Genomic DNA, 23,308 nt, shown 5'->3' with positions numbered 1-23,308 from the left:
ATCGCCCAGTAACATTGCGGCATAAGGCCGCGCCATGCGCACAAGTCGCGCAGTGCAACATGACGAGCTGGCGCTGTAGTGCGTCGTCACTGCGCGTAGCGATGATTATAGGCAGCTTGTGCCCCGTGTGAGGCCTGCATGGGTGCATAATTTCAGATTCCGCGCCCGTCCTGAAGCGGTGCGCAGCATTCACTGGAGAAACGCATGAGATTGTTGTTCCTTGGCGCTGGCGGTACGGGCGGCTATTTCGGCGGGCGGGCCGCGCAAGCGGGCGCCGATGTGACGTTTCTGGTACGAGAGGCGCGTGCCCAAAAGCTGCGGGCAGAGGGGTTGAGGATCGAAAGTCCGCGTGGCGATGCCGTCGTGCAGCCGCAGTTGGTCACGGCGGACGAATTGAAAGCGGCCTATGACGTGGTGGTGGTCAGCTGCAAGGCTTATGACCTGTCCAGTGCGATCGAGGCGATTCGTCCTGCGGTCGGGCCGGATACGGCGATTTTGCCGATCATGAACGGGGTGCTGCAATACGATGCCCTGGATGCGGCGTTTGGGGCATCGCGCGTATTGGGTGGGCTCTGTCAGATCAATGCGACGCTGGGGGCGGAGGGCCAGGTCAAGCATCTAGGTCAGCATGCGGTGTTTGTGTACGGCGAACGCGCCGGCGAGCCGCGCAGTGCGCGTTGTACTGCACTGGAGGCCGCATTGGCCGATGCAGCATTCACCAGCCGCCTGAGCACAGAGATTCAGCAGGACATCTGGGAAAAGTACGTGTTCCTGACCACCATGGCGTCGGCGACCTGCCTGATGCGCGGACCCATCGGACAGATCGCGTCGACGGATTCGGGAGAGGACATTCTGCGCAGCCTGCTCAGGGAATGCCAGCAGGTGGCAGCGGCGTCCGGGCATGCCGTGCGTGCCGAGGCGGACGAGTCGGCACTGAAGATCCTGACGGACCGCCAGTCGCCCATGACCGCGTCCATGTATCGCGATCTGAGCTTGAATGCGCCGGTCGAGGCCGATCACATTGTTGGCGATATGGTGCGGCGCGCCGGCGTATTGCAGCTGGATGTGCCGCATCTGCGAGTGGCTTATACCCATCTGCAGGTCTATCAGGCGCAGCGTGCAGCGAAAGAGTAGGCCGCGCAGGCCTGGGCGGTGTGGTGTGCGCAGACTGAGGTAACCGATGAAGACGATCTACCTGGCGGGCTTTGACGTGTTTCGTGCGGACTCGCTGGTTTACGGTGCATGGTTGAAACGGCAATGCCGCCGCTATGGCTTTGAGGGGCTGTATCCCCTGGACAACCAGGCGCCGGCCCATCTGTCGGGACGGGCTTTGGCGCAGTGGATCTACGAGGCCAATGTCGCGCTCATTCGTCAGGCCGATGCGGTGATGGCGAATCTGAATGCGTTTCGCGGCGCGGAGCCCGACTCGGGGACGGCGTTCGAGGTGGGCTATGCCTCGGCACTGGGCAAGCCGGTATGGGCCTATGTGGACGAGGCGGATTCGTTGGTGCAACGTCTGGCGGTCGCGCAACATGATGATCCGCCGCGTCATGTTGATGGCGAAGGCTATACCGTCGAGGACTTTGGCCTGAATCTTAATTTGATGCTGGCCTGCAGTGCGTCGGTGGTCGTAGGGGATGCGGCAGAGTGCCTGGCTCGTATGGCGCGGACGCTGCATCATGCGCAAGACGCCTGACGGATCAAGCCGCAGGCGTATCACGGTGTTTGAGGCCTGACGATCGTTAGACCGTCAGGCCCGTTACGTCGCCATCAGCGTTGGCATGAAGCACGCGGGGTCAGCGTCTGTCTGGCTCGTTTTAATTACGCGGCGACAGCATCTGGCGCTGTTGCGCCCGCTCGTTCTAATTGACGTCGATGATCGGCCAGCTCGGCAATGGTCAAGGCGACCAAGCCATGTTCCGCTGCATAGCGTGCGATAGCCGGGCCGCGCATCATGGTGCCGTCGGGATTCATCAGCTCGCACAATACGGCGGCTGGGCGCAGACCTGCCAGCACGGCGAGATCGACCGAGCCTTCGGTGTGGCCACGCCGCGTCAACACGCCACCCGGTTGCGCCCGCAAGGGAAACACATGGCCGGGGCTGACGATATCGTCGGCTTGGGCACTGGTGGCGATCGCGGCCCGGATCGTGGTGACGCGGTCGGCGGCGGAGACGCCGGTGGACACGCCGTTGCGGGCTTCGATAGACACCGTGAACGCGGTGCTGAAGCGGCTTTCGTTGCGTGCCACCATGGGGGGCAACTGCAACTGATCCAAGGTCTCATCGGTCAGGCACAGGCAGACGATACCGCTGCAGTCGCGGATCAGTTGTGCCATGACGGGGACGGTGAGCTTGTCGGCAGCGACGATCAGGTCGGCCTCGTTTTCGCGATCGAAATCGTCCATCAAGATGACGGGACGGCCCAGGCGCAGATGATGCAATGCCCGCGTCAGCCGGGTTTGGAACGGTTGCGCGTAGAGATCGGGCGGGGAATACGGTGAGGCTGGGATACCGGCGCTGTGGCTGGTGGGAATTGCGGTAGAAATAACGCTAGACATTGAAACGCTCTCGCAAAAAAGGTGGCGAAAAACGTTTCAGGGCACATGATAGCCATCTTTGCCCGTACAACAGCCAAGCAGCGCGCGACGGCCTATGGCCGAGACGGATTGCCCGCGATTGGGTGGGTTCAGCTGGCACATCTTCTCTCATCCGGACTGTAACCGTCGGCTCTGGAATCGCACCAGATCTGCTGACCCCGGCTGCCATGAGACAGACCGGGCGCTCGCGGGCTCGCCAATTGTGGCTTACCGCCGGTGGGGATTTTCGCCCCGCCCTGAAGACGTACTGCTATGCCGCAACACGCGGCACGAAGGACATTGTACGCCTAGTCCGAGGAGGCCTGATCTTTCAGGGCCTTCTTGTCTTTCTTGTTTTTCTTTTTCTTTGTCTTGACCGCCAGCATGGTGCCGCGGCAGGTCGGCGCGCCGCACAGGCAGAGATAAGCTGCTTTGAGCTTTTTGGTGATCTTGTCCTCGAGCACCAGGCCATAGTCGTAGAACAGTTCTTCGCCACGCGCAATATCGCGCAGTGCGGTGATGAAGACGCGCTTGCCGCCGGCGCTTTCCTGGGATTCGCAGTTGGGCTCGCAGGCATGGTTGATCCAGCGAGCATCATTACCGTTGTCGCCGCCGTCGATCACGCGGCCCGAGCTCAGCGAAAAGAAGAACGTGTGGAACGGATCGTCGGGGTTGGTGGGGTGACGGCGATCGGCTTCCTTGGCGCTGATGCGTGCGCCTTGGTATTCGATGATCTGGGTGCCGGCGGGGATCTTGCGGGCAGCAAAGACACCATTGCCGTGCAGCTTGGAGCGGCGCACGACGTGCCAGGGCTTGGGGGATTCTGCAGTGGTCATGAAGGCAAAGCCAGGTAGCGGGCCAGCGGGGATTATAGGTGCAATGGATGACAGTCCCTAAGCGATGCGTTTTGCCAGATCCGCGTGGCCCTTTTGGGTGGACAAGTGCATGGGGCAAGGCAACGCGTTCTGCGCGGTCGTCACGTGGTGATCTCCGTATTCAAGGGCAATTGCGTTTCCTTCAATCGGCGCAACACAAAACAGGACTTGCTATGGCGAATGCCCGGAATGCGATAAAGCTGTTCGCGCAATAGCCGTTCATAGTCGCGCGTGTCGCGCACGGCGATGCGGATGTAGTAGTCATAGTCGCCCGATACGAGAAAGGCCTCCAGGACCTCAGGAATCTGCGCCAGCGCGCGGCCAAATTCGTAAAGGGTTTCCTCGCTGTGGCTTTCCAGCGTGATGTGCACGATGACGGTATCCATGAAGCCCAGACTGGCAGGATCCAGATCCACCGTATAGCCGCGAATGACGCCCGCGGACTCCATGCGCTTGATGCGGTTCCAGCACGGCGTGGACGACAGGCCGACCTCGGCGCCGATCTCATTGAGACTGGCTCGGGCGTTTCGCTGTAAGGCCCTCAAAATGGCAAGATCAAATTTGTCTAGTTTCATTTTCTGGGTTTCCTTAAAAACAAAGATTAATTTACTGGAAAATCCCGGAATTTGGAGAAAATAAGAGAAATCTTCTGGGCAGAAAGGCATAAGATATCCACTATGAACGATCGACTCCACGCCAGCGCCCTCGCCGCCTTGAATTCCGACTCCCGCCCCGCCCGCAACGGGGCGCAAATTTTGCTCGACACGTTGATTGCGCGTGGTGTCGATACTGTGTTCGGTTATCCGGGGGGCGCCGTACTCCCGCTTTACGATGCGCTGTACGCCGAGCCGCGTTTGCGTCACGTGCTGGTGCGCCATGAGCAGGCGGCAGTCCACGCCGCTGAAGGCTATGCCCGCACCACCGGCCGGCCCGGCGTGGTATTTGTGACCTCGGGTCCGGGGATGGCGAACACGACATCCGGTTTGCTGGATGCCATGTGCGATTCGATTCCGGTGTTGTGCATCAGCGGCCAGGTGGCCACCACCGCGATTGGCACGGACGCTTTCCAGGAGTGCGATGCCATGGGGATTTCGCGCTCCGTCACCAAGTGGAATACCCAGATTCGCACCGTCGATAACGTGGCCGATGTGGTCGGGCGCGCCTTTGATCTGACGCGTCAGGGACGGCCGGGGCCTGTGCTCGTGGATTTTCCGAAAGACGTGCAGTTGACCCCGTTGTCGTCATCGCCCGAGACGGCAGAGCTCTCAGAAGGCTCGCGTGTCGCCGCATTGCGCGCGCGCCGGCAAGCGGGCAAAGCCCCATTGAAACTGCCGCAAACTGCAGTGCGCCGTGCTGCGGCCCTGATCGCACAGGCGCGTCGGCCCGTTTTTTATGGTGGTGGCGGCCTGATCAATTCCGGCCCGCAGGCCTGCCAGGCGTTCACCGATCTCGTGCGTCACACGGGGGCGCCCTGCACGCTGACATTGATGGGCCTGGGAGCGTTTCCCGCATCAGATCCTCAATTCGTGGGCATGCTGGGCATGCACGGCACGTTAGAGGCCAACATGGCCATGCATGAGGCCGACCTGGTGGTATGCATCGGTGCGCGCTTTGATGATCGCATCACCGGCAAACTCGCCGAATTTTGCCCCCATGCCCGCAAGATCCATATCGACATCGATCCTGCATCCATCAACAAGGTCGTGCGCGTCGATGTCGCTCTCGTTGGCGATTGCCTGCCTTTGATCGATGCACTGCGCAGTGCGCTGAACGAGCATCCCCTGCCGGCCGCGAGACTGGCCGACTGGTGGCGCCGGATCGACACATGGCGTGCGAAAGATTGCCTGGCCTACTCACCCACGCCGGAAGCGATCTTGCCGCAGCAGTTGATGCAGCAGTTGAACACTGCATTGGCCAGCCACGACGCGATCATTTCCACCGATGTAGGCCAGCACCAGATGTGGGCCGCGCAATATCTACGTTTCGATAAACCGAATCGTTGGTTGACCTCGGGCGGTGCGGGAACGATGGGCTATGGGCTGCCGGCTGCAATCGGCGCGCAAGTGGCACATCCCGATAAAACGGTGGTGTGTGTCAGTGGCGATGCTTCGGTGTTGATGAATATCCAGGAGTTATCCACTGCCATGCAGCATGACACGCCCGTCAAGGTCGTGCTGTGCAATAACGGCTATATGGGGATGGTGCGCCAATGGCAGGAATTGATTCACGGTGGACGTTATAGCCACAGCTACAACGCATCTCTGCCCGATTTCGTTGCAGTTGCCAAGGCGTTCGGCTGGGGAGCGGCACGGGTGGACGATCCGGCGCAGCTGGATGAGGCGTTGGCGCAATGCCTGGCGCATCCTGGGCCATATTTTCTGGACGTTGCGGTGGCTGCGCAGGAAAACTGTTTTCCCATGATGCCTGCTGGCGAGGGGCATCATCGGATGATGTTGGCTGAAGGGGTTTGGTACGAGGATGACAGCGTTTGATGGCGTGGGTCTTTCGCTGTTAACACGTCGCGGGCGGTTGCCATGGGCCACGCTGGCCTAGTCGCCGCGACTCGGCCCATGACCAGGGGCCTCGGCCCGCTTCGCGGGCTAAATCGCGGCTCAAAAGGCCAGCATGGCCCATGGCAACCGCCCGCGACTCACAGTCATGGCATGCCACCGCAGTCCCTCACCACAACTAGGCCGTCATTCAAAGCACGACCCACCGCATCAAAGCATCCGTAACCTGCAGACATTGCGAGCCGGTGTCCGTCGCGTATAGGCGCTGCCGGCCCGTAGAGCCCGCCGAACCTGCCTTGTCAGGCGGGGGGCAGTCGGCTGGGCATGTTTGAGTGGAGCGCAGCGGAGCGAGTTTGCCCAGCCGCCCCGCCTGGCAAGGCAGGTGAAGGGCAGTCTGGCCGCGCAGGCGGCCAGACTGGGCGATAGGGCCGGCAGCGCCTATACGCGACGGACGCCGGCGCCTAAAGAACTCAGTACGATGCGTTGACCCGCACTGACACCACCACCTATCAATCGTGCTTGATAGAAATCGTCTTCAACACCGTAAACCCGTAAAGCGCCTCAAAGCCCTTCTCACGCCCATGCCCGCTGGCTTTGACACCACCGAACGGCAGTTCGATCCCGCCCCCCGCCCCGTAGTTGTTGATAAAGACCTGCCCACTGCGCACCTTGCGAGCGATACGTAGCTGGCGCGCACCATCGCGAGTCCAGATACTGGCGGCCAGACCGTATTCCGTGGCGTTGGCAATACGCACTGCATCGGCCTCGTCATCGAACGGCATGGCGGCCAATACCGGACCGAAGACTTCCTCCTGTGCCAGACGATGATCGACCGGCACATCGCGCAGCAGCGTCGGAGCCTGGTAGTAGCCTTCAGCGGGCGCACCATCGGCAACTTTGCCCTGCGCAGCGGTAGCGATGCCGTCCTGCGCAGCAGCCTTGAGAAAGCCCTGCACGCGTTCCTGCTGCGTTTTGCGAATCAACGGACCGCAATCCAAGTCCATCGTCGCGGGCCCGGTACGCAGCGCCGAAAATGCCTGGGACAAGCGCTCGAGCACACGATCGTAGGCACTGCGTTCAATCAGCAGACGGCTGCCTGCCGAGCAGGTTTGCCCCGAGTTCTGCACGATGGCATTCACAGCCACCGGAATCAATGCGTCGATATCCGCGTCGCCGAACACGATCTGCGGTGACTTGCCGCCCAGCTCCAGCGTCACCGGCACATGGCGTTCCGCAGCGACCTGGGTGACCAGCACGCCGATGCGAGGCGAGCCCGTGAACGAGATGTGGTCAATGCCTGGGTGACGCGTCAACGCATCGCCTGCCTCATGACCATAGCCCGTGACGATATTGATCGCACCCGGCGGAAAGCCCACGTCGGCTGCCAGCTCAGCCAGGCGCAGCAGCGACAGGCACGCGTCTTCAGCGGGCTTGACGACGCAGGCATTGCCCGCTGCCAGCGCACCGCCCACGCTGCGGCCGAAAATCTGCAGCGGGTAGTTCCATGGCACCACGTGGCCAGTCACGCCATGCGGTTCGCGCAGCGTCAGTACGGTATAGCCGTTTTGATAGGGCAAGGTTTCACCGTGCAGCTTGTCTGCCGCACCGCCGTAGTACTCGAAATAGCGCGCCACGGCAGTGACGTCGGCGCGGGCTTGTTTGGTGGGCTTGCCGCAATCGCGCGATTCGATCTCGGTCAGTTCGTCGATGTGGTCGAGGATCTTCAGCGACAGTTTCAGCATCAGCCGGCCGCGTTCGGCCGCGGTGAGTTTGCCCCAGGCGCCTTCGTCGTAGGCCTTGCGCGCCGCGCGCACGGCGACGTCGATGTCGGCCGCATTGCCGCGCGGGATGGCGTCGTATTCCTGTCCCGTAGAGGGATCGATGACGGGAATGGTTTCGCCCGAGAGACCGGGTACGGAACGGTTATCAATGAAATGCTGCTTCATGCCTGAGAACCTCTAGTGTGTCGTTGCAGAAAATGCCGGCGGGTGGGTGCCGGGCAGCTAAAACAAAATGGATAAACCCCCGTCCACCGCCAGCACCTGGCCGTTGATGTACGAGGCGGCAGGCGATGCCAGGAATACGGCAGCGCCGGCGATTTCTTCGGGTTGGCCCCAACGTCCGGTCGGGTTGCGGGCGCAGATACGCTCGCTGATCGTGGGGTCCGCCACCATGGCGGCATTGGTTTCGGTGGCGAAGGTTCCGGGCGCGATGGCGTTGCTGGTGATGCCCATCGGACCGAATTCGACAGCCAGCGCGCGCATCATGCCGGTCAGCCCTTGCTTGGCCGCAGGATAGACGGCGTCTCCGGGACGTGCCAATTCGCCCGCCACCGATGTGATGGTGATGAGGCGGCCTGAACCTTGGCGCACCATGCGTTCGGCGGCGAGTTTGGCCAGCACCATGCCAGCGACCAGATCGGTATCGATCAATGCGCGGATTTCCGCTGCGGTAATGGCTTGCAGCGTTTTGCGGTTACGGGCGCCGACGTTGTTGACCAGGATGTCCAGGCGTCCATGTTCACGGTCGATGCGCTCGAATGCGCGGGCGACGGCTGCGTCGTCAGACACATCAAACGGCAGCGCCGATGCGGCCAGGCCTTGCTCGCGCAGCGTATGCGCTGCGGCCTCGGTGGCGTCGGCGCTACGGCCATTGATGAGGACATGCGCACCGCTACCGGCCATGGCGCGTGCCATGCACAGGCCCAGGCCACGCGCGGATCCCGTGATCAGGGCGACGTGGCCGGCCAGGGAAAAGCGTTGTAGATAAGCTTGGGAGGCAGTCGGGGTATTCATGGCTGGATATCAATCAATCGCGGAACTCGGGCGCCCAATGCAACAGTCTGCGCTCAATCCACGTCACAGCATAGACTAACGCAATACCGACGAGGGAAAGCAAGGTGACTGCGGCAAACATGTCGGTCGCGTTCAGCGTGGCCAAGGCGGTGACCATCAGATAGCCCATGCCCGTGGTGGATCCGACGAATTCGGCCAGTACGACGCCGATGAGCGCAAAGCTGATGGCGTTGGGCAGCGCGGCAAAGGTCCAGGCGGCGGCGGTGGGAACGCGGACGCGCCACAGGATCTGGCGCGGCGAACCGCCCAGCGTGCGGCAGAAATCGACGAGTTCGCGTTCGACGCTGCGCCCCCCTTTGTAGGTGTTGAAGAACACCAGAAAGAACACCACGAACCACGATGTCACGACTTTGGACGCCAGGCCCAATCCGAAAAACATGGTGATCAGGGGAACAAAGGCAATGCGCGGCATCGAGTTGAATGCCACGATAAACGGGTTGAACACATCCGCCAGCATGCGGCTGCGGCTGAGCACCATGCCGACGAGGAATCCGCTGCCCACACCGACGACGAGGCCTACCAGGGTGGCCTGCAGGGTCAGCCACAAGTGCGGCCAGACGGACCGGGGCCCCGGTTGCAGCCATTCCCACAATCGCACGGCGATGCGCGAGGGCTGACTGATGAAAAACGGGTCAAAGATGGTGTTCTGGGCGAACCAGGGGATACGGGTCAGGATTTCCCAGCCGCCGATGATGATGGCCAGGATCAGGATTTGCCACGCGGTAATGCGCAGCCGGCGGTGTACCTGAGCTCGCCGGTCTTCGCGCAGTTGGTCTTGCAGGGTGGAAACGTCGGAAGCAGTCATGGATATCAGAGCGGTCAGGCAGCCGTACGGAATTGCTCGCCCAGCACGCTCCAGAGGCTTTGCACGTGGGAGACGAACTGCGGGGTTTCACGCAACACAAAAACATCGCGCGGATGCGGAATCTGAATGCGTTCATCGAGCAGGACGTGGCTCGGCGGTCCCGACAGCACGATGACCCGATCCGAGAGTGTGATGGCTTCGTCGAGATCATGGGTGACCATGACGACGGTTTGGCCGAGCTTGCGCCAGATCTCGATGAGTTCGCGATGCAAGTGTGTTTTGGTATGCGTATCCAAGGCGCCGAAGGGCTCGTCGAGCAACAGGATACGGGGCTCGACGGCCAGGCTCATCAAGAGCGCGACGCGGCGGCGCATGCCGCCCGACAACTGGTGAGGATAGGCCTGAGCGAAAGCGCTGAGGTGGCCCAGTTCGAGCAGCCCGGCGACACGGCGATCGATCTCGGCCGCAGGCACGCCCAAAAATTTCAGGCCCAACGCGACGTTTTTGCGCACGTTGTACCAAGGCAGCAACGTGTCTTTCTGAAAGATGTAGCCCAGCGCTGGCGGTACTTGGCCATTGACGGGCGCCCCCGCTACGCGGATGGTGCCGGTCGTGGGCGGCAGGAAGCCCGCCATCATGTTCAGCAATGTGCTCTTGCCGCAACCGGAGGGTCCGACAATGGAAACAAATTCGCCTTCGGCAATGGACAGCGAGACGTTGCCTACGGCATGCACCGTGCCGCCGCGTGCCTGGTAGGCTTTACCGACGTTTATGAGTTCTATCATCCGCGGCTCCCGAGGACATCGCCGTGCAGGGTGCTGAAAAGCGGCATATCGCCGACGAGGTCCTCATACATGCGTTGAATATCCGGGGGCCTCATGGAACTTACGATGCTTTCCGGGCTTGCCGTACAAAGGACATGTCCACGCAGCTGGCGTAGGGGACTTTTTTCATTTCTTCGTTCGAGAATTGACGTCCGTCGCCCATGATGCCGGCCATCCGGTTGTAGGCGTCCTCGGTGATGAGGTTGTCTTTCAGGAAGACGGTTTCCTTGTAGATGCCCAGGGTTTTTTCGATAGCCGGACGGGGAAAGGCATGAAGGTAATCGTCGTAGATCGCGTCAGTCACGGCCTGTGCGCTGTTGGCGGTGATGAAGTCCTGCGCCTTGACCAGCGCCGTCACAAAGGCTTGTACGACTTCAGGGCGCTTTTGAATGGTGTCTTGCAGGGTCAGGGCAGCGATACCCGGGACGTCGCCCCCCATGAAGGCATTCCATGAGGCTTCGGTGGTGGCGTCGAAAATCGGTACGCCCCACCCTTCGGCTTGCGCCTGTTCCATCATGGACATGGTCGCCATGCTGGCCGATATCGAGCCGGTTTTCAGCGCGCCCAGCATGGTGGCCAGGTCCCCCAGGGGCCGAATGTCGACCTGGTCGGCGATGCCGGCCTGCTGCATCAGATAAACGGCCATGAGCCAGGTGCTGGATTGCGGTTGTGTTGCGCCAACGCGCTTGCCCGCCAGGTCTTTCAGGGTCTTGATTTTGCCGCTGTCGAAATCCTCGCGCCGTACGATGACATTGGCGTAGGTGAGTTTGCGGTCAAAGCCAAAGATCAGGCTGGCGGGCTTGCCGGCCAGTGTCAATGCCGGGGCGGCGGTCGCGGCCGTGGCGCCAAAGAGGATCTGCCCTGCCGCCAGCATTTGCATGGTCCGGGGACCGCTTTGCGAGTTCAGGTATTCGACATCCAGGCCGCCCTCGCCAAAATAGCCCTTCTTGAAGGCGACGTAAGCGGCGGCGAAGAAAGGATCAATGCTGCCCAGGCCAAACGCGGCCTTGCCGAGCGCAGCCCGGCTCAACGCCGGGGTGCCGAGCAGGCTCGTTCCCGCAAGCGCGGCGGAGCAGGCAAGAAAATGGCGGCGGGTGTAAGAACCCGATTTCAAGGGATAGCGCTGCATTGTCGTCCTGAAATGTTGTAGTGACACGGCTGTTTGAGGACAACGATACTGCAAATGTGCAAAGACCGTGGCGGACCACGGTCTTTGTCTGCCGGCGTACGGGCCATCCGGGTGTGGATAACTCGTGCGCCGTAAAAATGGCCGGCGGCGAACGACGCTGACTGAAGTGCGTCAATCGCTCCCGGGCCATAGGCTGGCGATCAGCTAGCGGTTTTCTTTACCGCTTTCTTTGCCGTGGCCTTTTTTGCTGCCGCTTTTTTGGGTGCAGCTTTCTTTGCGGCGGCTTTCGTGGCGGTTTTGGTCGCTGTCTTGCCGGCCGTTTTGCTCGCCGTTTTTGCCGGCGCGCGGCCGGGTTTGGCTGCGCGGGGCTCGAATTCAAAGCCGGTTTTGCCGTCGGGTTGGCGCACCAGGAACGCCTTGAATTTGCGGTTCGTGCGGCTGGAGACAAAGCCCTCGAGCAAATCGGTGCGGCCGTCGGTCAGCAGCTTGTGCATTTGATCCCGTGAGATCTCTTGCTGCAAGATGATTTTGCCCGAACGGAAATCGCAGGTCTTGTCGGGACCGACCGATTTCTCGCACACATAGCTCAGGCCATGCTCGAACACGCGCGAATTGCATTTGGGGCAGTTGCCGACCGGCGTATGGCCTGAGAAGTCGACGGCCTCGCTGTCTTCTTCGTCTTTTTGGCCAAAGTCGAATTCGAGTTTGTATTCGTCGCTGATACGCAGGATGGCGGCAAAGGGCCGGCCCATTTTGCTGATGAAACCCTGCAAGGGGCCGATCTCGCGTTTGGCGAGCAGTTCTTCGACCTCGGGTAACTCAAAGGTGCGGCCGCCGGGATGCTTGCCGATCGAGAATTCGCACTGAGTGCAAGCGTAACGGCGGTAGTTTTCCTTGACGACGCTGCCGCATTTCGGGCACGGGGTTTTCAGGGTGGCATAGTCGCCAGGCACCGTATCGCGCTCGTACTCTTTGGCACGCTTGACGATGATTTGGGTCATCTGCGCGATCTCGCGCATGAAGGCCTCGCGGCCCAATCCGCCCTGCTCGATCTGTTTGAGCTTGTGTTCCCATTCGCCGGTGAGTTCGGGCGAGGTCAATTCTGTGACGTCCAGTCCGGACAGCAACGTCATCAACTGGCGGGCCTTGGCGGTGGGCACCAGGTCGCGGCCCTCGCGGCGCAGGTAGCTTTCGCCCAACAGGCCTTCGATGATGCCTGCCCGCGTGGCCGGCGTGCCCAGGCCGCGCTCGGACATGGCTTCGCGCAGCTCTTCGTCGTCCACGAGTTTGCCGGCGCCTTCCATGGCGGACAGCAGCGTGGCTTCGTTGTAGCGGGCCGGCGGTTTAGTCGACAGACCGATTGCCTCGACGTCTTCGGTGCGGACGGTTTCGTTGTCGGCGACAGGGACCAGGTTGGCGTCTTCACCCTGGGCTTCTTTGCCATAGACAGCCAGCCAGCCCGGCGCGACCAGTACCTTGCCATCGGTCTTGAAGCGATGGCCCTGGACTTCGGTGATACGGGTGGTGACACGGTATTCGGCCGCGGGGAAAAACACCGCCAGGAAACGCTTGAGCACCAGATCGTACAGTTTGCCTTCGGCCTCGCTGAGATCGTGCGGGATCTGCAGTGTGGGGATGATGGCAAAGTGATCCGACACCTTTTTGTTGTCGAAGATACGGCGGTTGGGTTTGATCCAGTTTTGCGTGACCACGGTGTCGGCGTGGCGCGACAGCTGTCCCACGGCGTTGGAGCCGCCCTTGGCCAGCGCCTGCATGGTGTCGCGCACGGTGCCCAGGTAGTCTTCGGGCAGATAGCGCGAATCGGTACGCGGGTAGGTCAAGGCCTTGTGGCGTTCGTACAGCGTCTGGGCCAGCGCCAGGGTGGTCTTGGCAGAGAAACCGAAACGGCCGTTGGCCTCACGCTGCAACGACGTCAGGTCGTACAGGGCTGGCGACATCTGGGTCGAGGGCTTGGATTCCTCGGTGACGGTGCCAGGCTGTTCGCGGCAAGCCGCTACGACGCTCTGGGCGGCGGCCTGTGACCAGAGGCGCGATTCGCGTTTTTCGGGATCGCGTTCGTCTTTCTTGAAATCCGGATCGATCCAGCGGCCCTGGTAGAGCCCGGCAGCGGCGACAAAGGTGGCGTGGACTTCCCAGTAGTCGCGCGGCACGAAACTGCGGATGCGTTCCTCGCGCTCGGCCACGATGGCCAGCGTGGGGGTCTGCACACGGCCCACGGGGGTTTTGAAGAAGCCGCCGTCCTTGCTGTTGAAGGCCGTCATGGCGCGGGTGCCGTTGATGCCCACCAGCCAGTCAGCCTCGGCGCGCGAGCGCGCGGCAGCCTCCAGTGGCTTGAGCTGGGCGTCATCGCGCAGGTTCGAAAAGGCCTCGCGGATGGCAGCCTGGGTCATGGACTGCAGCCAGAGCCGTTTAATGGGCTTTTTGACCCCCGCGTACTGGATGATGTAGCGAAAGATGAGTTCGCCCTCACGTCCGGCGTCGCAGGCGTTGATGAGGCTGTCCACGTCTTTGCGCTTGGCCAGCTTGACCAGCAGTTTGAGGCGTTCGGCCGATTTCTTGTCGGCAGGGCCGAGTTCGAATTCAGGCGGAATGACGGGCAGGTGCGTGAAGCTCCATTTTCCCTTGACGGGATCATTGGGTGCGACCAAGCCCAGCAAATGTCCGATACTGGAAGCCAGTACGTAACGTTCGCTTTCAAAATAGTCACCCTCGCGCGCGAAGCCTCCGAGGGCGCGGGAGATATCAAGGGCGACCGAGGGTTTCTCGGCAATAATCAGCGTTTTGCTCATGGGTATCCATTGGCGGTAGACCCGCCGGTGTAGCGCGGATAATACGAGGGGAGATTCGCCGCATGCAAGTCAAGCCGGAAATTAAGGTGGGATCGGAATTGCACGCTTGGCGTCAATTTTTGTCTCGCGGCACCCTGTGGCTGGGCATTTGGCTGCTCGGGAGTGCGGTAATTTGCGGGGTGGCGGCCAATTGGGAGGCGCTGTCAAAAACCCAGCGTTTCGCGGGGGCGCAGGTCCTGTTGGCAGTCTGCGTGGTGGCGGCCGCCTGGCTCGGCTGGCGGCTGCGTGCGGCTGACGGCGCCCGCCGGTACGGGCCCGATGCCCTGCTGGCGCTTGCCGGGCTGCTGCTGGGTGCGCTGTTGGCCTTGCTGGGGCAGACGTATCAAACGGGGGCCGATACCTGGGAGCTTTTCGCCTGGTGGGGAATGCTGCTGCTGCCCTGGGCGCTGGTGGCCATGAGTCAGGCGGTATGGCTGCTGTGGCTGGTGGTCGTCAATATTGCCATGGTGCTCTACGTGCAAGAGGGCAGCATGTTTCTGTGGATTCTGGCGCCTGCTCAGCAGATGGTGGCAGTGGCGGTCGTGAATCTGCTGTTCCTGGCCGGCTGGGAGGCCGCCAGTTGGCGCTGGCGCGCCAGTACGGTACTGGGACCCAGGGTGCTCGTGGCATGGATTCTCAGCCTGCTCGGGATCGCGATGTTTTTTGATTACGCGCCGTTGTATGGGCTGGGGTCCAGCGCGGGGCTGCTCTGGATCCTGACGACGCTGGGGCTCGGCTACTACTACCAACATGTGCGCCGTGACCTGGTCATTCTGGCCCTGCTGGCAGCGGGTGTTATCGGGATGTCGCTACGGGTCGTCGGTGAGCTGCTGGTGGAGATCGCCAACGATTTCTGGGCGGCATTGCCCCTGGCGGCCCTGCTGATAGGCGAGGCCGTGATGGCGGCTGGATGGTTGCGCCGTCTGGCAGCACGGCCGGCACCCGTGTGGCCGCCGTCGGGGGCTGCGGTTGACGATGCTGTGTTACAAGGGCAGGCGGCGACCACGGCAAGTCATTCGCACGGCGTATCGGCGGGCGATACCGGGCAGACGGCCAGGGCATCACAGCTCGAGGCCGCCGGGCATGATGCGAGAGTGCTGGCAGATGACGCTCGCGCAACCAGTGCGCGGGTGCAGCCGGCCGGCATGCCCCATCAGGCGAATCCTCCCTGGTATGTGCAAGGACTGTTGGCCTTGAGCGCATGGCTGGCGACGCTGTTGCTGCTGTTGTTTGTGGTGGCCTCGGAGTTGATTGACTCCGGTACGGGCGCGAAGATTGCCGGGGTGGTGCTGTGTGCGCTGGCCGTGGGCGGGTTGCGTGTTCCGGCGGGGCTGTTCTGGCGGCAGTGTCTGACCGCGGTGGGATTTGCGGGCCAGCTGTTGGTGTTTTTCGGCCTGCTCTATCCTGACTCGTCTTCCTATTTTGATTCCGGCACGTGGTTCTATGTTCTAGTGCTGGGGGTTGTGGTGTATGCGTTGGGTGCCGAGACGCTGTTGCGCTTCTTGAGCGCGGGCATGATGGCCATGGCGCTGGCGGGATTGATCGTGCAGTATCTGGTGCCCGGGTTTATGCAGGCTGACGGGATGTGGGAATGGCTGGACTACGAGGCCATTGGCGCGACGAGGGTGTGGCTGCCCGTGGCAGTGGCTGGCGCCTGGACGGCGGCGATTGCGTTTTTCCTGAGCTACGCCCCTGCGCTGGGCCTGTTTCGCGGGCAGCCGGGCACGCTGCCAGGACCGGTTGATAGCAAAGGCGAAGCATCCGTTGGCGACGTCGTGCCCGGTGGGGATCCCGTTGCTTTCGACGCACCGGTGCATGCCAGGTTCGAGGCCTTGAAACCGTTGGCTTGGGCTTTCGCATTGGCAGTGCAGACCATGGTGTGGCTGGCGGGCGGCGTGTCATTGATGCGATGGCCCGCCTTGTGGCGTGCAGACGCGTTTGTGGCGCTGATCATGGTTCTGGGGGTACTGCTGCCGGTGGCGTGCGCGTGGGCGGTGCTGTGGCCGCGTCGCCGCGTGTTGACTTCGGGTGTGGTGTGGGGTGTGCCGCTGGGGCTGTTGGCGTTGGCGCTATTTTGGCTGCCCAGTCCGGGTGTGGCGTTCGCACTGGCCTGGATGTTGCTGGGCTTCGGGTTGCGTGAACCGCGCTTGACGATGGTGGGCGGTCTGAGCTTGCTGGTGTATCTGTTGGTGTACTACTACCAATTGGAAATCCCGCTGCTCGATAAGGCATTCTGGCTAGGCGGCGCTGCGTTGCTGTTATTCGTCCTGCGTGCGCTGGTGTATCTGGTGCCCCGCTGGATGAAGACGATCGAATTGCCTGAGGTGACCCTCCCTGCCCCTGTGACATCGGCATTGCGCTGGCGTACAGCGGTGGTGTTGGGCGGGCTGATCCTGGTGCTGGCGGTGGTTAACCACACGATCTGGCAACGAGAGACCCTGCTCACTCAGGGGCGAGTCGTCGTTCTTCAGTTGGCGCCAGTCGATCCGCGTTCGTTGATGCAGGGCGACTACATGGCGCTGAATTTTGCGGTAGGTGATCAGTTGCGGCCCAGTTTCGATCCCGATGGGGTCGCCAAGCGGCCTACCGATGGTTATGTGGTGTTAGTGCCGGACGGCGATGGCGTGGCGCAACGGGTTCGGACGCAAGCCGATGCACAACCGGTTGCGGGTAACGAAATTGCATTGCGCTATCGCATCCGCGATCGCGACGTGCGGATTGTCACGAACGCGTATTTCTTTCCGGAAGGCCAGGCCGATCGCTATGCGCGGGCGCGTTACGGTGAAATACGGGTGGGCGACGATGGGACGGGATTGTTGGTGCGCATGCTGGGCGAGGATCGTCAGCCGCTGTAGGGAAAGCGTCGGGCCCATTGCGGGATCGCTTGGGCGAGAAACATTTCCGGTGTGCTTGCGGCGATGGGGGCAAAGCCCAGCGCCTGCCAAGCCTGCGTCAGCATCGCCAAAGGCTGCGCCGTATCCAGCGGCGCGGCGCCATTCTGTTTGGACAATTTGAGGCCGCTGTCGGGGTCGGTGATCAACGGCACATGCATGACACGCGGAGGTACGGCACCCAACAGGCGGGCCAGGATGCGTTGACGGGCCGTGGAACTGAGCAGATCGGCGCCTCGCACGATATCGGTGATGCCTTGCTCGGCGTCGTCCACGACGACGGCCAATTGATATGCCCACAGGCCATCCGCTCGGCGCAGAACGAAATCGCCCACTGCCAGTGCGACATTTTGCTGCTGAGGGCCCAGCCAGCGGTCGATAAAGGTTTCGGTGCCTTCGGGTACACGGAGCCGCCAGGCACGCGCTTGGCGGCCTGGCGGCAGGCCATGACGGCAGGTTCCGGGATAGGGGCGTTCCCCGTCTAGCGCCGGCAAGGTCCCGCGCAACGCGGAGTCCGCGATTTCCCGGCGGGTGCAACCGCAACCGTAGACCAGTCCACGCGCTGCCAGCGCGTCAAAAGCCTGTTGATAAGTGTTGTTGCGTTGAGATTGCCACAGGATATCCCCATCCCAATGCAGGCCCATGGCGCGCAGCTGGCTCATGATGGTCTGCGCGGCGCCGGGGACGGTGCGAGGCGTGTCGACGTCTTCGATGCGCAGCAGCCAGCGCCCAGTCTGGGCGCGCGCGTCCAGCCAGCTGGCCAAGGCTGCGACTAGCGAGCCCAGGTGCAGAGGCCCGCTGGGGCTGGGGGCAAAGCGGCCGACGTAGCGCACGGCTCAGTGGAGCCGGCGTGCACCGTCGTCGTCGAGCAGCTCTTCCAGGACCAGGTTGTCGATGTCGGCTTCCTGGCTCCAGAGCACCATCAGCGCGATGATTTTGATCTTGGCCAGTGGTACCGGGGTTTCGGGGGCGGCCAGTGCACGGTCGATGACGATTTCGCGCAAGGGGGCGGGCAGGACGCCGGCTGATTCGAGAAAGGCGATGAAGCCGATGGACTCGGACCCCAGTTGCCGGTATTCGGAGTCAGCGTAGATGCGCGTGCCGGTGCTGGGCACCTGGGCCAGATCGACGCAGCGTTCGGTGGTTTCCGCCAGACCATATAGCCAACCCAGGGCGTCGTCTATGTCGTCGTGCTCGAAGCCGGCCGCAGCGAGGCGTTTGGCCAGGATGTCAGCCGCGGGACAGGCTTGCGGCGTGTAGTAGTTTTCGAACAAATAAACGAGGATATCGAACATATGGCGCAAAGTAGTGCCTGTTTGCCCAGTCGGCCCGCATATCGGCAAACCAGCAAACGTGAATTTAAATGTACGCTGAATTGTCATTGGGGGCAACTTGAGGGGTTCAGGGCGTTTTTTTATTGCCACGGTGGGGGAAAAAGGGTGCGCCGGCCGCGGGGTTTTTGAGACGCCGACGCGGGTCGTGGCACTTTGCACTATGGGAGGGTCACGTCACCGGTAGTACCTTGTCGGTTCTTTCGGCCTTTAGCTGCGCCAGTTGGCGGATGAATACCGGGATGCAGATAGCCAGGCCCACAATGCCGCTGGTAAAGCCCGGAATGATGGTCAGCAGCGCGCCGATAATGCATAACCAACGTTCCCACGATTTCATGCTGACCAGCATGTAGCGCGAAAAGGCGGCCGACAACAATACCAGGCCGATCATGCAGCCTATCAGCGTTTCCAGGAAGGCAAACCACGTGAAGCCTTGCACCGAGATCAGCAGCGACGGGGAAAAGACGAACACAAAGGGCACGATCAATTTGGTAATGCCCAACCTGAAGGCGGTGACGCTTGTTCGCAATGGATCGCTGCCCGCCATGCCCGCTGCGGCATAGGCGGCGAGTGCGACAGGCGGGGTGATGTCTGCCAGGATGCCGAAATAGAACACGAAGAAGTGCGCGGCAATCGGCTGAACGCCTAGTTGCACCAGGATGGGCGCGGCGATGGCGACCATGATGAGGTAGTTGGCGGTGGTGGGCACACCGCAACCCATCAGCACGCACACGATGCCGGTCATGACGAGGGCGGCCATCAGGGTCAGGGTTTGTGCCGACGCCAGGAATTCCGGAATGACGGAATGCAGACCGCCCGAGATGAACTGGGCTGCCGAGATCACGATGTACGACACCTTGAAGCCCACGCCCGTCAGGGTGACGACACCGATGACCAGTCCCACTGTGCCTGCGGCTGCACCGACTGCCAACGCGTATTTGGCGCCGGTTTCGAAGGAGTCGTACAGGTCGCGCCATTTCAGGCGTTGGAGCGGGTTGAGCAGGCCTACCAGGATGCATCCTGTGATGCCGGCGAACGCGGCCAGATAAGGGGTGCGGCCGCTGGCCAATACCGAGATCAGGGCAATGAGAGGCAGCAGGGTCGGCCAACGGCGCTTGAACGAGTCGCGCAGATTGGGCATTTCGTCCTCCCGCAAGCCGCGCAATCCCTCACGCTTTGCCTCGAAGTGCACCTGCATGAACATGCCAAAGAAATACAGAAAGGCCGGACAGATACCGGCCATGATGATCTGTTGATACGGGATGTCCAGAAATTCGATCATCAGGAAAGCCGCGGCTCCCATGATGGGTGGCGTGATCTGTCCGCCGGTGCTGGACGCGGCTTCGACGCCCGCAGCGAAGTGGCGCGGATAGCCGATACGGATCATGGCCGGGATGGTGAGCGATCCTACGGTGACGGCATTGGCGACCGATGAGCCCGACAGCATGCCGAACATGGCCGAGCCAAAGACGGAAACTTTGGCAGGACCTCCGGCATAACGGCCCGCGATGGCCGAGGCGACGTCCAGAAATAATTGCCCCAGGCCGATACGGCTGGCCAGCACACCGAACAGCACAAAGTGAAAGACGTAGGTGGCGACCACGCCTACGGCGACACCATAAATGCCCTGGCTGGTCAGGTACATGTGGTTGACGATCTGCGGCCAGGTATTGCCAGCGTGCTTGAGCAGGCCGGGAAACCAGGGTCCGAATGCAGCGTAGGCGAGAAACACCAGCGCGATGATGGGCAAGGGCCAGCCCATGGCGCGGCGCGTGCCCTCCAGCAGGCCGATGATCAAGACGGAACCCATGAATACATCCATCGGCAGCGGGTTGCCGACGCGGAACGCCAGGTCTTCGAAGATGTACGGGATGTACAGCACGCTGAGGGCCAGCACGATGGCGATGATCCAGTCGTACAACGGCACGCCGCCCGGCGATAGCAGCGTCGAACGGGGCTCGCGCTGATAATGCGATTTGCTGAAACCGAACACGAGGAAAATCAGGCTCAGCACAAAGGCCAGGTGCACACCGCGGTGCGTGGCCTCGCGCAACAGGCCAAATCCTGCCGTGTAATAGTGAAATATCGACAGCGATACGAGCAGGACCGACACGATCGCGGTGGCGGTTTTGGCCAGTGGCCGGAAGCGGATTTCGGAATCGAATTTTTCCGCGAGTTGCTGGGTTTTATCGTGATCGATTTCCATCGCCAGGCCTGTCAAAAGAAACGCAGCGCGCCGGGGTGCGTTCCGGCGCGCTGAGAGAGATACTGCAAGCGATACGGCTTACTTCAGCAGGCCGGCTTCTTTGTAGAATTTTTCGGCGCCCGGATGGAACGGGATGCCAGCGCCTTTGACGGCGTTTTCCTTGGTGATCAATTTGCCTTTGGCGTGACCGTTGTCGAGCACTTTACGGGTTTCCGCGCTGTAGAGGGCTTTGGTGATGTCGTAGATGGTCTCGTCGGACAGTTTGGCGGACGTCACCATTTGCGCATTGACGGAGATGGTCTTGATCTCGCCCACGCCTTGGTACATGCCGGCGGCGATGGTGTCGGGCGTGAAGAACTCTTGTTCGCTGCGCAGTTTGTCGATCTCGGGGCCGACCAGAGGGACGAGCTCGATGCCTGCGCCGCTGGAAGCCAGTTCCGCGATCGCACCGGCGGGTGCGCCACCTACAAAGAAGAATGCGTCCAGGCCTCCGTCACGGATCTTGTCGCCGGCTTGGTTCGGCTTCAGGTATTCGGCTTTGATGTCCTTGTCGGTCATCCCGTACGCCCCGAGAATCAGGCGAACGTCTACCAAGGTGCCCGAGCCGGGCTCGTCCATCGAGACACGCTTGCCGCGCAGATCGGCGACGGACTTGATGCCGGAGCCCTTGCGTGCCACGAGGTGGATGCTTTCGGGATAGAGGGTAGCGATCAAGCGCAGATTTTCGGCCTTGGGTTTGCCGTCGAACGTCCCTGTGCCGGTATAGGCCCAATAAGCGACGTCGGATTGCGTGAAGCCGGCTTCGAGCGAGCCGCCCAGGATGCCGTTGATGTTGGCGACTGAACCATTCGAGGCAACCGCCGTCGCGATGAGCTTGCCGGGTTGCGAAATCGCGTTGGCGATCATGCCGCCGACAGGATAGTAGGTTCCCGCAGTGCCGCCGGTACCGATGCGGAAAAATTGCTGTGCGTGCACAGTCCCGACACTGCCGGCAACGGCCAACGCGAGAGTCAGGGTCTTGATCCAGTTTTTCAACGACATGAAGCTTCTCCAGGTGCGGGTGTTTTCGATCCCCACGCGATTTTGTCACGGGGGTGATTCCAGGAGGCATAGGGTTTGCCTGGGGGATACACTATGTGCTTGTCCAGTACGCCAGATCCGATGGCGTGCATGTTCGTTCGAAAAGGAAACGCGCATCCATGGCCGCCATCCCTGCCGCCCCGATTTTGACGTTGCCGCCAGCCGCAGTGCCAGGCGATTTGCTCGCGCACGTCGACACGCCCAGCCTGGTGCTGGATCTGGATGCGTTCGAATCGAATCTGCGTGCGATGCAGGCCTGGGCGGATCGTCATGGCGTGAACCTGCGGCCGCACGGCAAGGCCCACAAATGCCCGGAGGTCGCGCGGCGTCAGATCGCATTGGGTGCGCGCGGGATCTGCTGCCAAAAGGTCAGCGAAGCACTGCCGTTTGTCGAGGCAGGTATTGACGACATCCATATCAGTAACGAGGTCGTGGGTCCGGCCAAGCTGGCCCTGCTGGCGCAATTGGCCCGTGTGGCGCGTGTCAGCGTATGCGTAGATGATGCAGGGAATTTGGCCGATATCTCGGCCGCCATGGTGCAGGCCCAGGCAGAGGTCGAGGTGTTGGTCGAGGTCGATGTCGGCCAAGGGCGTTGCGGCGTGTCGAATGCAGCCTTGGTGTTGGCACTGGCACAACAGGCTCAAACCCTGCCTGGCGTGAGTTTTGGCGGCCTGCAGGCCTATCATGGCTCGGTGCAGCACGTGCGTAGTCATGGCGAGCGGGCAGCGGTGGCGGCTCGGGCCGCACAGACTGCCGCAGACTATGCCAACCATCTGCGCGCGGCGGGCATCGCCTGTGATCGCATTACCGGTGCAGGGACCGGCAGCGCCGAGTTTGATGCCGCTTCGGGCGTCTACACCGAGTTGCAAGCGGGTTCGTACGCGTTCATGGACGGCGACTATGGTGCGAACGACTGGTCTGATGCGTTGGCTTTTCGCAACAGTCTGTTTTTGCTCACCACGGTGATGAGTATGCCCGCCGCCGACCGTGTGATCGTGGATGCGGGCCTGAAATCGACGACCGTGGAGTGTGGTTTGCCCCGGATCGCGGAATCAGTCGGGTTGCAATACACGGCCGCGAATGATGAGCACGGCGTGTTAAAGACGCTTCAGGCCGCATCGATCCCTCAGGGTCCAGGCGCCAAATCGGCCTCGGATGAGGCGTATTCCCAGGGGACAGGCGTGCGTCTGGGCGACACGCTCCGTCTGATCCCGTCTCACGTGGACCCGACATTCAATCTGCATGACCAGCTCGTGACCTACCGCAACGGCGTGGTCGAGGGCGTGTGGGATATCGCTGCCCGAGGGTTGAGCCGATAACGTACAGGCGGGGGGCACCGGCCCGTCTATGTCGATTGCCTGGCGCGTACTGCGCCA

18 protein-coding genes and 1 riboswitch are annotated in these 23,308 nt (G+C 61.8%); of the genes, 5 read left to right on the top strand and 13 right to left on the bottom strand.

The genetic code is table 11. From position 1 onward, the window contains the following. Positions 1–204: 204 nt before the first annotated feature. On the top strand, positions 205–1,134 hold the full coding sequence (gene panE, locus ACYVIT_RS23180) for a 2-dehydropantoate 2-reductase (protein ID WP_415808183.1): 930 nt from the start codon (positions 205–207) through the stop codon (positions 1,132–1,134). A gap of 46 nt (positions 1,135–1,180) precedes the next feature. Then, positions 1,181–1,696, top strand: coding sequence for a nucleoside 2-deoxyribosyltransferase (locus ACYVIT_RS23175; RefSeq protein WP_415808182.1), 516 nt, complete (start codon positions 1,181–1,183; stop codon positions 1,694–1,696). A gap of 125 nt (positions 1,697–1,821) precedes the next feature. On the opposite strand, the gene ribB is transcribed toward ACYVIT_RS23175, so the two are convergent. The 3 genes from ribB to ACYVIT_RS23160 all read right to left on the bottom strand — a co-directional run bounded on the left by ribB (position 1,822) and on the right by ACYVIT_RS23160 (position 4,027). After that, positions 1,822–2,559, bottom strand: coding sequence for a 3,4-dihydroxy-2-butanone-4-phosphate synthase (ribB, locus tag ACYVIT_RS23170; RefSeq protein ID WP_415808181.1), 738 nt, complete (start codon positions 2,557–2,559; stop codon positions 1,822–1,824). 135 nt (positions 2,560–2,694) lie between these two features. Then, positions 2,695–2,846: riboswitch (FMN riboswitch) on the bottom strand. Between the two features lie 39 nt (positions 2,847–2,885). Then, positions 2,886–3,413 (bottom strand): SET domain-containing protein, encoded by a 528-nt coding sequence (locus tag ACYVIT_RS23165; protein ID WP_415808180.1) that lies wholly within the window; start codon positions 3,411–3,413, stop codon positions 2,886–2,888. 140 nt (positions 3,414–3,553) lie between these two features. Further along, on the bottom strand, positions 3,554–4,027 hold the full coding sequence (locus ACYVIT_RS23160) for an Lrp/AsnC family transcriptional regulator (protein ID WP_415808179.1): 474 nt from the start codon (positions 4,025–4,027) through the stop codon (positions 3,554–3,556). A gap of 93 nt (positions 4,028–4,120) precedes the next feature. Here ACYVIT_RS23160 and ilvB point away from each other — a divergent pair, with 93 nt between their 5' ends. Beyond that, positions 4,121–5,944: a biosynthetic-type acetolactate synthase large subunit gene (ilvB, locus tag ACYVIT_RS23155; RefSeq protein WP_415808237.1), complete on the top strand. Its 1,824-nt coding sequence runs from the start codon at positions 4,121–4,123 to the stop codon at positions 5,942–5,944. A 527-nt stretch (positions 5,945–6,471) separates the two neighbouring features. Here ilvB and ACYVIT_RS23150 read toward each other — a convergent pair. The 6 genes from ACYVIT_RS23150 to ACYVIT_RS23125 form a co-directional block, all read right to left on the bottom strand. Further along, entirely contained in the window at positions 6,472–7,908 is a 1,437-nt protein-coding gene (locus tag ACYVIT_RS23150) for an aldehyde dehydrogenase family protein (RefSeq protein WP_415804811.1), read from the bottom strand. Between the two features lie 57 nt (positions 7,909–7,965). Continuing rightward, positions 7,966–8,757, bottom strand: a complete 792-nt coding sequence (locus ACYVIT_RS23145; protein ID WP_415804810.1) for an SDR family oxidoreductase — start codon at positions 8,755–8,757, stop codon at positions 7,966–7,968. A gap of 13 nt (positions 8,758–8,770) precedes the next feature. Continuing rightward, a complete protein-coding gene (locus ACYVIT_RS23140) occupies positions 8,771–9,622 on the bottom strand; it encodes an ABC transporter permease (RefSeq protein ID WP_415804809.1) in 852 nt (283 codons plus the stop codon). 14 nt (positions 9,623–9,636) lie between these two features. Beyond that, complete coding sequence (locus ACYVIT_RS23135) at positions 9,637–10,407, bottom strand: ABC transporter ATP-binding protein (protein ID WP_460478293.1); 771 nt, start codon at positions 10,405–10,407, stop codon at positions 9,637–9,639. Positions 10,408–10,507: 100 nt separating this feature from the next. Continuing rightward, on the bottom strand, positions 10,508–11,575 hold the full coding sequence (locus tag ACYVIT_RS23130) for an ABC transporter substrate-binding protein (RefSeq protein ID WP_415804807.1): 1,068 nt from the start codon (positions 11,573–11,575) through the stop codon (positions 10,508–10,510). A gap of 200 nt (positions 11,576–11,775) precedes the next feature. Next, positions 11,776–14,385 carry a DNA topoisomerase III gene (locus ACYVIT_RS23125; RefSeq protein WP_415804806.1) on the bottom strand — a complete coding sequence of 870 codons (2,610 nt, stop codon included), beginning with the start codon at positions 14,383–14,385 and terminating at the stop codon, positions 11,776–11,778. A gap of 62 nt (positions 14,386–14,447) precedes the next feature. On the opposite strand from ACYVIT_RS23125, the gene ACYVIT_RS23120 reads away from it, so the two are divergent. Further along, on the top strand, positions 14,448–17,279 hold the full coding sequence (locus tag ACYVIT_RS23120; protein ID WP_415804805.1) for a GDYXXLXY domain-containing protein: 2,832 nt from the start codon (positions 14,448–14,450) through the stop codon (positions 17,277–17,279). On the opposite strand, the gene gluQRS is transcribed toward ACYVIT_RS23120, so the two are convergent. The 4 genes from gluQRS to ACYVIT_RS23100 form a co-directional block, all read right to left on the bottom strand. Then, positions 17,267–18,148: a tRNA glutamyl-Q(34) synthetase GluQRS gene (gluQRS, locus tag ACYVIT_RS23115; RefSeq protein WP_415804804.1), complete on the bottom strand. Its 882-nt coding sequence runs from the start codon at positions 18,146–18,148 to the stop codon at positions 17,267–17,269. The genes ACYVIT_RS23120 and gluQRS overlap by 13 nt on opposite strands. 3 nt (positions 18,149–18,151) lie before the next feature. After that, on the bottom strand, positions 18,152–18,610 hold the full coding sequence (locus tag ACYVIT_RS23110) for a Smg family protein (protein ID WP_094824010.1): 459 nt from the start codon (positions 18,608–18,610) through the stop codon (positions 18,152–18,154). Between the two features lie 208 nt (positions 18,611–18,818). Further along, complete coding sequence (locus tag ACYVIT_RS23105; RefSeq protein ID WP_415804803.1) at positions 18,819–20,852, bottom strand: TRAP transporter permease; 2,034 nt, start codon at positions 20,850–20,852, stop codon at positions 18,819–18,821. A 78-nt stretch (positions 20,853–20,930) separates the two neighbouring features. Continuing rightward, on the bottom strand, positions 20,931–21,893 hold the full coding sequence (locus ACYVIT_RS23100) for a TAXI family TRAP transporter solute-binding subunit (protein ID WP_415804802.1): 963 nt from the start codon (positions 21,891–21,893) through the stop codon (positions 20,931–20,933). A gap of 158 nt (positions 21,894–22,051) precedes the next feature. Between ACYVIT_RS23100 and ACYVIT_RS23095 the strand changes: the two genes are divergently transcribed. Beyond that, positions 22,052–23,251, top strand: coding sequence for a DSD1 family PLP-dependent enzyme (locus ACYVIT_RS23095; protein ID WP_415804801.1), 1,200 nt, complete (start codon positions 22,052–22,054; stop codon positions 23,249–23,251). Positions 23,252–23,308 lie beyond the last annotated feature (57 nt).

The sequence above is a fragment of the Bordetella muralis genome, assembly GCF_054781015.1.
The sequence above is the reverse complement of the archived record's forward strand: the minus strand, read 5'-3'. Positions and strand labels throughout refer to the sequence as shown.